This is a genomic window from Bradyrhizobium sp. WSM4874, assembly GCF_055811835.1.
This window is the reverse complement of record NZ_JBVVPR010000088.1, coordinates 1-9184: the sequence shown is the minus strand read 5'-3', so window position 1 is coordinate 9184 and position 9184 is coordinate 1. Positions and strand designations below refer to the sequence as shown.

The 9184-nt window shown below is 60.5% G+C and carries 16 protein-coding genes; 15 read left to right on the top strand and 1 reads right to left on the bottom strand.

Annotated features, from left to right (window positions below; genetic code table 11):
- The 15 genes from AC0L3P_RS38460 to AC0L3P_RS38390 all read left to right on the top strand — a co-directional run.
- Positions 1-265, top strand: a 265-nt coding sequence (locus AC0L3P_RS38460; protein ID WP_473309236.1) for a hypothetical protein, incomplete at its 5' end; no start/stop codon positions are given.
- A 353-nt stretch (positions 266-618) separates the two neighbouring features.
- Positions 619-2040: a tyrosine-type recombinase/integrase gene (locus tag AC0L3P_RS38455; RefSeq protein ID WP_473309235.1), complete on the top strand. Its 1422-nt coding sequence runs from the start codon at positions 619-621 to the stop codon at positions 2038-2040.
- The gene (locus AC0L3P_RS38450; RefSeq protein WP_473309234.1) at positions 2037-2438 is read left to right on the top strand and encodes a hypothetical protein; all 402 of its coding nucleotides are present in this window, start codon (positions 2037-2039) and stop codon (positions 2436-2438) included. Before AC0L3P_RS38455 ends, AC0L3P_RS38450 begins: the two co-directional genes overlap by 4 nt.
- 89 nt (positions 2439-2527) lie before the next feature.
- Complete coding sequence (locus tag AC0L3P_RS38445) at positions 2528-2740, top strand: helix-turn-helix transcriptional regulator (RefSeq protein ID WP_473309233.1); 213 nt, start codon at positions 2528-2530, stop codon at positions 2738-2740.
- A gap of 50 nt (positions 2741-2790) precedes the next feature.
- The gene (locus AC0L3P_RS38440; RefSeq protein ID WP_473309232.1) at positions 2791-3471 is read left to right on the top strand and encodes a hypothetical protein; all 681 of its coding nucleotides are present in this window, start codon (positions 2791-2793) and stop codon (positions 3469-3471) included.
- A 24-nt stretch (positions 3472-3495) separates the two neighbouring features.
- Complete coding sequence (locus AC0L3P_RS38435; protein WP_473309231.1) at positions 3496-3663, top strand: hypothetical protein; 168 nt, start codon at positions 3496-3498, stop codon at positions 3661-3663.
- Positions 3660-3956: a hypothetical protein gene (locus AC0L3P_RS38430; protein ID WP_473309230.1), complete on the top strand. Its 297-nt coding sequence runs from the start codon at positions 3660-3662 to the stop codon at positions 3954-3956. Before AC0L3P_RS38435 ends, AC0L3P_RS38430 begins: the two co-directional genes overlap by 4 nt.
- On the top strand, positions 3953-4291 hold the full coding sequence (locus AC0L3P_RS38425) for a hypothetical protein (RefSeq protein WP_473309229.1): 339 nt from the start codon (positions 3953-3955) through the stop codon (positions 4289-4291). Before AC0L3P_RS38430 ends, AC0L3P_RS38425 begins: the two co-directional genes overlap by 4 nt.
- A 34-nt stretch (positions 4292-4325) precedes the next feature.
- Positions 4326-4526 carry a cold-shock protein gene (locus tag AC0L3P_RS38420; protein ID WP_473309228.1) on the top strand — a complete coding sequence of 67 codons (201 nt, stop codon included), beginning with the start codon at positions 4326-4328 and terminating at the stop codon, positions 4524-4526.
- On the top strand, positions 4526-4753 hold the full coding sequence (locus tag AC0L3P_RS38415; RefSeq protein WP_473309227.1) for a hypothetical protein: 228 nt from the start codon (positions 4526-4528) through the stop codon (positions 4751-4753). The genes AC0L3P_RS38420 and AC0L3P_RS38415 overlap by 1 nt, the downstream gene beginning before the upstream one ends.
- Complete coding sequence (locus tag AC0L3P_RS38410) at positions 4750-5421, top strand: hypothetical protein (protein ID WP_473309226.1); 672 nt, start codon at positions 4750-4752, stop codon at positions 5419-5421. Before AC0L3P_RS38415 ends, AC0L3P_RS38410 begins: the two co-directional genes overlap by 4 nt.
- A 2-nt stretch (positions 5422-5423) precedes the next feature.
- Complete coding sequence (locus AC0L3P_RS38405; RefSeq protein ID WP_473309225.1) at positions 5424-6257, top strand: hypothetical protein; 834 nt, start codon at positions 5424-5426, stop codon at positions 6255-6257.
- Positions 6254-6550: a hypothetical protein gene (locus tag AC0L3P_RS38400; protein ID WP_473309224.1), complete on the top strand. Its 297-nt coding sequence runs from the start codon at positions 6254-6256 to the stop codon at positions 6548-6550. Before AC0L3P_RS38405 ends, AC0L3P_RS38400 begins: the two co-directional genes overlap by 4 nt.
- 672 nt (positions 6551-7222) lie before the next feature.
- Positions 7223-7423, top strand: a complete 201-nt coding sequence (locus AC0L3P_RS38395) for a hypothetical protein (RefSeq protein ID WP_473309223.1) — start codon at positions 7223-7225, stop codon at positions 7421-7423.
- Between the two features lie 922 nt (positions 7424-8345).
- Positions 8346-8561 (top strand): hypothetical protein, encoded by a 216-nt coding sequence (locus AC0L3P_RS38390; protein ID WP_473309222.1) that lies wholly within the window; start codon positions 8346-8348, stop codon positions 8559-8561.
- 155 nt (positions 8562-8716) lie between these two features.
- On the opposite strand, the gene AC0L3P_RS38385 is transcribed toward AC0L3P_RS38390, so the two are convergent.
- A partial coding sequence (locus AC0L3P_RS38385) for a hypothetical protein (RefSeq protein ID WP_473309221.1) occupies positions 8717-9184 on the bottom strand: 468 nt, incomplete at its 5' end.

Genomic DNA, 9184 nt, shown 5'->3' with positions numbered 1-9184 from the left:
GAATTCGAATGACCTCGGCGCCCTGCTCGCCCGCCGTGGGACCGACCTAATCCTGGCCATTGAGGATGGGAACGCCCTGATCCGTTGCCACGTGAGCTCGGCGATCGCCGCGGCGATGCTGGCGCCACTCGAGGGAAGGGCCGCCGGCCAATTCCGCCCGCTACCCGGCAACCTGGTCGAAATCGATGCCGCTGTCACTTTGGCCGCCGCGATGAAAATGTTGGAGGCAAAGGCCGTCGCAGAAAGCCGACCGCACTTGAACTGAAAGTGCGGTCCCGGGCGGTGCAAAAGCCGCCCGGACCACCTAGAATCGGCGCTCGTGCTTCCCCGGTGCTTCCCCCGGGTTGTGCGAGCGTCATCAGCTTTTAACAAGGAGCGAAAATGTTCAAGCAATTGCAGCTTGTTAAATGGTCGGAGCGAGAGGATTTGAACCTCAGACCCCTAGTCTCCCAGACGAAGGTGATACCCTAACGAAGCGTAACGAGACTGAACGTCTCATCTGCAAAAAACTGCTTTGTTTTCATTGATTTTTGAAGATTTATAGGGCATGTTACCAACGCAGGGTAACGGCCACTAACACCATCGAGACGTTACCCCACGGCACCTGGGGGTAACGGCATGGCTAAGACTAGGGCGCTATCCAGCCTCGCAATCGAGCAGCTCAAACCGCGCGCCGTGCGATACGAGAAATCCGACGGCGGCGCCGCCGGCCTGTTTCTGGTGGTGCATCCCTCCGGCGTCAAATCGTGGGTGTTTCGCTTCCGGTCACCTGTTGCATGCGACCAAGCCGGGCAGCGCGCGCCCAAGAAGCTCACCCTCGGTCCGCTGGCGCTCACGCCCTCACCGGCTCAGCCGCAAATCGGTCATCCGCTGACGCCCAGCCAAGCCCGTATGCTCGCCACCGCCGCCGCGGAGGACGTCCGGCGCGGGATCGACCCCACGCATGTGCGCCGCCACGAAAAGGCGGAGGCCAAGCGGGAGGCTATCCGCGACGATACGATCGACGGGGCGATGGTCGAGTTCCTTAAGCGATACAAAGGCCGGAAGCGCCAAGGGCTACGGGATTCGACCCGGCTGCTCACCGCTCACTATTTTGGCCTGAAGCCGGATCCGGAGAACCCGGGCGATTGGGTGAAATCGGGTAACGGCGTACTTGGAAAATGGTCGGGACGCCCCCTCGCCTCACTCACCAAGCATGATGCAATCACGCTGCTCGACGGCCTGGTCGATTCCGGACGGGGCGTCACTGCTAACCGCACGCTGACGGTGCTCAAAACCTTTTTCGACTGGTGCGTCGACCGCGACATGCGGGAATCCTCTCCGGTCGTGTCGCTTGACGCGTTTGCTCACGAAACAGAGCGTGAGCGCAAGCTGAGCGCCCCCGAACTGGTAGCAGCCTGGAAAGTGGCCGATCGCGAGGGCTACCCCTTCGGGCGCCTCGTACAAGCCTTGATCCTGACCGGCCAGCGCCGCGATGAGCTGCGCGAGCTGCCTCGGTCGGAATTGGACCTGCGTGGCACTCAGATCGTGCTGGACGACGGTGGACGCTGGTGTGAGCCGTTGTGGACAATCCCCAAAGAGCGAACGAAAAACGGGCGCGAACACCTAGTCCCGCTGAGCCCTCAGGCCGCCGACCTGCTGAAATCCCTGCCGACTATCAGGGGAAAGGGCCTTCTCTTCACGACGACCGGCGAAACCCCGATAAGTGGATTGTCGAAGGCAAAGAAGCGCTTTGACGAGGCCATGCTTGCAGAACTGCGCAAGTCCGATCCGGACGCGACCATAGAGCCTTGGACACTGCACGACCTGCGCCGGACGTTCTATTCCGGCCTGCAAGCGCTCGGGTTCTCCATCGAGATCGCGGAGGCTTGTGTCAACCATTCTTCCGGCAGCATTCGTGGCGTGGCCAGGGTCTACGCTCGCCATAAATACCTACGCGAAAAAACCCAAGCGTTCACGGCGTGGGGTCGATACGTCGACGATCTGGTGAACGGTCGGACGGCAAGCAACGTGATCGCGTTTCAAAGGGAGCCCGCATGAACACCTCGGGTGCGCAACCGGTCGATACCCTGTTGGCTGAGGTCGACCGTCTGGTTGCGCGCATCAAGCGCGCCTACAAACTGAACACACTCGATATTGAAGTCATAGCTCAAGCAACCGATCGCTCTCGATGCATCAGGCGGAATGGCTCTGACGCATATGCCAGAAGTGAACTTGAAGCGTTGATGCACAACTTACGTGCTCGCGCCAACATCGCTCGGATGTATGCCCCAGTCGTAAGTCTCGAGGATCGCGCCCACGATGTAGCAGTGAAGCGACGTAAGGCATTCTGGCTGGAAAAAGATAGAGGCTTCTCGGACGCTCAGGCGTATAAGCGCGCTGCGGAAAAAGAGGGCGTCAGCCCGAAAACAATCATGCGCGCCCTTAGGGGCTACTAAGCAACCGTCAACACTAATTTGCACTTTGTCCCGCTCGATAGCGGGACGATGTGACTCGTGAGACCTTGTGCGTAACGCATGAGGTCACGATGTCCGCTGACGATCCCAACGCCCTTATCCCCACCTCGCAGCTCCGCGCCCGTTACGGCGGGGTGAGCCATATGTGGGTCGAGCGTCGCCTGAAAGACGACTCCGACTTCCCTCGCCCGCTCTACATCGCCAAGCGCCGCTTTTGGCGCCTCGCCGAGCTTGCCGCTTGGGAGCGCTCCGTCGCCGCGCGTCGGCAGCCAATCGCGGCTTGATGTTGACAATCAACATCGCAAGAAAATTCACAACATAGGTCATACCCAAAATGAACGAACGCTATTTCGCAACCATCGAAACACAGGCCGCCGGCGTGTCAGACGTCGCAGTGCGCGGCGCACTCTCTCGCCTTTCGAAACTGCATCGCGAAATCATGGCCACCGCCGCCCGGGTTCGCGGCAACGCCGATCTCAGCGCGCAGGGAAAGACGAAAGAGGCCCGCGATGAACTGAAAAAGAAGGCGAATGAGCTGATCCGCGCGAATGCCGTCGTGCAGCGGCTCAGCGCCAGGATCGACGAGAAGCGCGCCAACATCCAGTTGCCGGCAGTCGACAAGACCGATGCTGCCGGCGCCGTCCTGCGTAGCCAGGTCCGCGACCGGTTGCCTAAGTTGGCGAAGGAACTCCGCGCAACAATCCCGACCATGTCGCTGCTGTATCTGCAGGCGATCCTTGAAGCTCCCGAGCTTGTCGGCGCCGATCGTGAGACGATCGAAGCGGCTCGCGGGCGGGCGGTTGACCTCGTGCACCCCGGCAAATCGGCCGAGCTGGACGGGGAGCGGGACGCGGTGCGGCTCCTGGCCAATGCGACCTCGGCCATGTCCGACGCGGCTCGCGAACTGGCGGAGCTGCCGAACGTGCACGCGCTCGGTGAGTTTTTGGCTCAGATCATTCCGGATCAGCGCGCCATTGAAGCCGATGTCGCGCGCGAAACGGCCATCGCGGCGTAACCCAACCCGAAAGGACAGACTCCAATGGTCAAGAAACTCAATGCCGAATCTGCCGCTCGCCAAGTCATCGCCGCCGGTCAGCCCGTCGTCGACATCAAGATCACGCCAACGCGCGACCCGCGCCAGGCGGCGCCGACCAAGACGCCGCTTCCGGCCGATCTCGCGCGCGCCTTGGGGCAGACCGAGCAATGAACCGGAAACAGCTTACAGCCGAGCGGGATGCCGCCGGTGCGGCGTACAGCGAAGCCATCACGACCTTCAAAAATGCATGGGCACGCTTGGCCGCGATCGACCGAACCTTACAGAATCAGAACGTCGCGCAAGGTGAAGCCATCCGCTCGTGGCACTTCGCGTCGCGTAACCGGTTGGAGGACGGACTCCGAGCCCTGCAGCATCTCGATTTCGCGCCGCGTGTGCTGGTCAATGATTGGCACGATCGCGCGGTCGAGATGTCCAACAAGCAGATCGAAGGATTCAAGCCATGAGCTACGATTTAGCTAAGCAGCGCGGGTTCGTCGTTCCGTTCACGGGCAACCTTAGGGTAACCCGCGACGACGAAGGGAAGATTTTCAGGTCTGACGATACGGCCAACGTCACAGTGACCGTTTCCAACGATCTCGATATCGGGTTCAACTGCGGATTCGTGATGTACAGCACTGGTACGATCACGCTTGCTGCGAGCCCGCATGTCGTCAATCGATACGGCAAGACGGTGCTTTCCACTCAGTACCAGACCGGCTCGCTCATGGTGATGCAACGCACCGGTGGGTTGGGCATCTACGGCGACATTGAATACCTGACAGGCGGCGACTTCGCCTGATCAGCCTTAAGGCAGCTTCCCACGGGGACATGAGATGAAGATCGGCGAAGTAAAGAATTGGAATGGCGAGCGCGGGTTCGGGTTTCTCCGCGTCGATGGGCACGATGTTTTTTGCCACGCCTCGGCGCTCCCGCTTGGAACGCGAGCGCTCGAAGTCGGACAGCACGTCGGGTTCGAGATTGGTCTGAACGAGCGCACCGGCAAGCCGATGGCGACGAACATTCGGCTCGTGTAGTGGCGAACCACCTCCAAACGATTGTTCTCGACTTCGAAGCCGAACTGCTGGTCGGCATCCGCAGCGGTGCCGATGAAACCGCCCTGGCAAAGATCCGCGACAAGGCATTCGATCGGCTGCGGGATATCAAGGAAGGCGCCTCGCCGCCCAGCCTGGAAACGATCTTCGATGTTGCTGGCGAGATCGGCATCAAGCTCGACATGGCACTTGAAACGATCAGGTCATGACCGCCAACAATCTCGTCGCATCGAAAAAGCACAATTGCATCTACGTCGCGACGGATGCGGCAAGCTATGACGATCGTGGTTTCGTTGGCGAATTCCGATCGAAGGTGCGTACCGTTCCCGCATGGCCCGCTGTGATCACGGGACGAGGCAACACGTTCGGTTTGGACATCGCCGCTCGCGAACTGTCCCGCCGCGCTTCCAACTTTGACGAGCTGGTGGGCATCGCCTCGCGCGAGCTGCCGTTGATCGTCGAGGAATTCCGGCTGGACCGGCCTTTCGAACTCGCCCTGGCAGGCTTCTTCTACGGGCGGCCGATGCTGTTCTATATCAGAACAGCCGGCGGTCCTGACAGCATTAGCTTTGGCTCGACTCCCTACCTGATCTTGCCCCTTGGGCGAACATCGTTTGGCCCTTGGCCATCGGATGATTTGATCGCGGCCGCGGGCTACGTCGAGCCGGATCCTGACGACACGCCGGAGAACATCGAGCGCAGCTTGCGAGAGCTGCTCGAATTGCAACGCCGCTCGCCCGCGGAGGACGGCTTTTCGCGCGTCGGCGGTTTCGCGGAGCTGACTGTCATCCGACCGAACGGGATCGATCAGCAGATTTTGTGTCGCTGGCCACAGGATCGGGTTGGCGCGCGTATGCCGATCAATGGGGAGCACTGACCATGGCAGCGATTGGCATTTTTCGAACGAAAGACGCCGCCAAGGCGATGGGCGACAATTTGCAGAGCCTGGTTGCACGCGGTCTCTTGGATCCGCGCAACGCTGATGAGTGGGCTTCGGCCTTAAATAACTCGGCTAAAGCGATGGAAGACGTTGCCGATCAGGCGAAGGTCGCCGGCGCCGCGCTGCCGCAGTTCCAGCAGGCCATGAACGACGCCACGAGCGCGCGCAAGCAACTCGACGGGTTGGCAACCGAAGCCATGAGCGTCAACCGCGGGTTCTTCACCACGTTTGGTCAGCAGATCCGCCAAGGCGCTTCGGCCTGGGACGCGTTCAAATCATCCGGCCTCGATGCGCTCGGCAAGATTGCTGACAAGCTCGCATCGATTGCGGCCGACAAGCTGTTTGCGAGTGCGTTCGGCGGCTCCACCGGTGGGCTAACCTCCCTCTTTGGGCTCGGCGGCGCCGTCAACGCAAACGGCTCAATTGCTGGTGCGGTCGGCCCCACTTCGGTCGGCGGCGCCCCGCTCGTTAGCGCATTCGCCAGTGGCACCAGTTCGGCGCCCGGTGGACTTGCCATGGTCGGCGAGAAAGGCCCCGAGCTGGTCAATCTCCCGCGCGGCGCGAGGGTGTTCAGCAATATGCAGACGCAGGGAGTGTTGACTGGCGCTGGAGCGGTTTCCGTCAAGGGCGGCGACACGCAGATCGTGATTCAAGGCAACCCCGATGACAAGACCATCGCACTGATGCAGCGAGAGCTGGCGAAGCGTGATGCGGAATTCAATTCGAAGGTGGTGCAGACCGTCAAGCTGGCCAAGACGCAGAGGCACCTATGACGCCGAAGCAGAAGCGCAAATCTGATCGCGAGCAGACCTACACCGAAGCCGAATGCCGCGGATTGCTGCGTGCCTTGGAAATCGAGCGCAGGACGCGGAAGCTGTACGAGCGCAAAGTTCGCGAGCTACTTCCACCGGAGGCGTTCTCGGAGCTGCGCCGCACGATGAAGGTCGAGAGTTTGGGGAGTTGCGCAGCGCTATACCTTGAGGATGCAGCATGTGCCTTGCCCTGCTCGGAAGGCGCTTCATCGCCTTCGATGTTCCAAAAAAATACGCCGCCGGGCTCGAAATGAAGCGTCCCGGCGGCGCCCTGTACCAAACTGGGGACCAGCAATCCCAGTCAGCAGTAAATGTGCAATGCCTATGCCACGCCGATGTGACAGGCCCGCCGGTTCACGCTGGCGGGGCATTTCAGCTTTGATCCAGCTTCTGACGATCGTTTGACATGGATCAAGGATGGCGCCGGCGAGCCATCCATCGTCTCCATCGCTGGGACTGTCCTTCTCCAGATAAGCCCAGTGTTCAACAAGGCCCGGCTGGGGATCGCGACCCAGCCGGGCTTTATTTTGTCATGAACTCCCAGAGGCCGATTCGACAGGAGCACCGTGAGACGGGAAATTACGGGCGGGCCTTTGATCCATCTCAACGGCCGCGCTCGATTCTCCGCGACCCTCGGGTATGAAACCCCCTGACGAGCCTCACCCGGCTAAAGAAACACCTGAGCCCAAGCCCACGCGATCGGAGGAGGCTCGACGCGTCGTCAAGGAGTACCTGAACGATCTGCGGGAGATCATCAGGAAACTGCGTCAGCAACTCAATGGAGGGGCTGCCGGCTGAGGCGGTGACGACAAGAGCGCCGGTTCACGCTCGCGGGCCGGTTTCCATTCGTATGGCCCAAACGTGTGGGGACCGGAACCATCATTGTACATTCTACGTTAAAGCGCCGAGTTGGTTGGAGTAGGACCATGGTGCAGCGCCGCAAGATCGTCCAATCTTCCCCGCTGGAAATACGGCTTACAGAGGAAGCGGAGCGTCTTCGCGAGAAGGCGAAGGAACTCCCGCCGGGCGCCGACCGTGAAGCGCTACTCCGAAAAGCTCGGCAAGCCGAGACCGGATCGCACATGAGCGAGTGGCTGGCGTCGCCCGGTCTGCAACCGCCCAAATAACTAGGACCCGTTTCGCCCTCGTACGTTGGTACCCATCATCGGCCACGATTCCAAGGCGTCGGTGACTGAGAGACGCCATAGCGCTCCCGCCTGATAGCAGGGAGCGCCTCTTGTGCCAGAGCAACTCAGCCGCGAAACCCGAGAACTCTTAGACCGAGCGCAGCGCGCGATAAACGAAGCCGCGTCGCTTCGCGAAATGACCCGCATGCACCTATCAGATGCCGAGCGGCGCAAGTTCATACGTGAACTCGCGCTGTACAGGAAACAGGCGCAACAGTACCGAACCAAGGGGTAAGGCCGCATCAGTGGGCGGCGGAGACACGGCCCCGGCGTCAGGGAGGCTCGGGTTAAGGCCGGGGCCGCTCCGCCAGCTCCCGGTCGCGAGCCAGCAGGCCTCCAAGCCTTCGTTCGCGCGTTCGTTCCTCTAACGGACGCTCGACGTCGCAAACTGCGGAGGCTTGCCGCTCGTGAAATCGGGCCGGACCTGAGCCCCTCGGTTGCCGCATCCGGCGCAAACGAAACGCGGCTCAATATCAGACAAGCGAACATCGTCCGGCCAGCGATCGGCGCTGAGTGCAACGTTGTGACCGCAATGGCAGTGGACCAGGATGCGCCGTAAGCCCATCTCGCGCATCTCGCCGAAGGTAATCTTCATCTGCCGGCCGTCGGCATGCGTAGGGGTGTGGCGTCCAACGGGGCAAGACATGCCGCCATTAAAGCGGGATCGCAAGTACGTCGCAAATTGTCGATTAGTGGTGGCTTCGGATGCTTGTGAGCTACCGGGTTTTGTGCGTGTGGGAAGTGTTGCTCCATCCGTTGACTTTGTTATGTTGACAATTTACAATAATCCGAAATAGATGTTGCCGCCGTCGCTCGTTTGTGGTTCCATGCTTGCGGGGAATCACAAGGGGCTTGCATCACCATGATCCAGACGATCCGCGCCAGCTATCCTGGCGTCGTTGCGCTGCGCACTATTGCCGATCTCGACCGGTACGACGATGCGGTCAGCGCCTTTGCCCGCGGCGGAAGCCAACGGGACTTGATGGTCACTTTGTTTGGGCTCGGCATTCCGGCAAATCAGATCCGCCTGCTGGCAAGCTACCCCGGGCGATCGTTGCCGGCAGTGTGCTGGGAATGACCATCCCTTGCAGGGCAGCGGCGCCAGGCCATTCGTTTATTGTAGGAGTGACCTAAGTGCCGACTGAAATGGGCGAGTATATCGTTGGAGCATATTTGAAGCTGATTTTAGGTTGCGGGGTCGTCGACTACAATGCGCGCCCTCCAGGCGGAGGCCTAGCTGGACTCGGTGAACTTGATGTCATCGGCTTTGATTTCTCGGGGAGGAAAGTCTATCTGTGCGAGGTCACCACGCACTTGGATGGCCTTCAGATCGGGACCGGTGGCGCGGCAACGATTGAGCGCTTGACTAGGAAGCATCATCGGCAGCGGGAATACGCCGAGTCGTATCTGCATTTGCCGGACTTCGAGCGACACTTCATGTTCTGGTCGCCAGTGGTGCGGCCCGGGCTTATCGAGCCTCTCAAAAAGATCGGATTTGAACTGTTCATCAATCATGAATATAGCGAGGCCCTTCGGAGTCTGCGCACTAGGGCGACTACCTCGACTGCCGATTCGAACAACCCGGCATTTCGGATGCTCCAGATCTTGGAGCACGCGCGTTAAGTAGTCGTCCGTGAACAAGGCTCTAAGCGATTGAGCAGGAGTCAGTTTTCCGGTTGCGGCGGCATTTGAGATTGCAGG

Coding starts and splice junctions, on each gene's coding strand:
- AC0L3P_RS38400 (WP_473309224.1), top strand. CDS start 6,254: ATGACGCCGAAGCAGAAGCGCAAATCTGATCGCGAGCAGACCTACACC.
- AC0L3P_RS38410 (WP_473309226.1), top strand. CDS start 4,750: ATGACCGCCAACAATCTCGTCGCATCGAAAAAGCACAATTGCATCTAC.
- AC0L3P_RS38435 (WP_473309231.1), top strand. CDS start 3,496: ATGGTCAAGAAACTCAATGCCGAATCTGCCGCTCGCCAAGTCATCGCC.
- AC0L3P_RS38390 (WP_473309222.1), top strand. CDS start 8,346: ATGATCCAGACGATCCGCGCCAGCTATCCTGGCGTCGTTGCGCTGCGC.
- AC0L3P_RS38395 (WP_473309223.1), top strand. CDS start 7,223: ATGGTGCAGCGCCGCAAGATCGTCCAATCTTCCCCGCTGGAAATACGG.
- AC0L3P_RS38430 (WP_473309230.1), top strand. CDS start 3,660: ATGAACCGGAAACAGCTTACAGCCGAGCGGGATGCCGCCGGTGCGGCG.
- AC0L3P_RS38450 (WP_473309234.1), top strand. CDS start 2,037: ATGAACACCTCGGGTGCGCAACCGGTCGATACCCTGTTGGCTGAGGTC.
- AC0L3P_RS38425 (WP_473309229.1), top strand. CDS start 3,953: ATGAGCTACGATTTAGCTAAGCAGCGCGGGTTCGTCGTTCCGTTCACG.
- AC0L3P_RS38440 (WP_473309232.1), top strand. CDS start 2,791: ATGAACGAACGCTATTTCGCAACCATCGAAACACAGGCCGCCGGCGTG.
- AC0L3P_RS38445 (WP_473309233.1), top strand. CDS start 2,528: ATGTCCGCTGACGATCCCAACGCCCTTATCCCCACCTCGCAGCTCCGC.
- AC0L3P_RS38420 (WP_473309228.1), top strand. CDS start 4,326: ATGAAGATCGGCGAAGTAAAGAATTGGAATGGCGAGCGCGGGTTCGGG.
- AC0L3P_RS38455 (WP_473309235.1), top strand. CDS start 619: ATGGCTAAGACTAGGGCGCTATCCAGCCTCGCAATCGAGCAGCTCAAA.
- AC0L3P_RS38405 (WP_473309225.1), top strand. CDS start 5,424: ATGGCAGCGATTGGCATTTTTCGAACGAAAGACGCCGCCAAGGCGATG.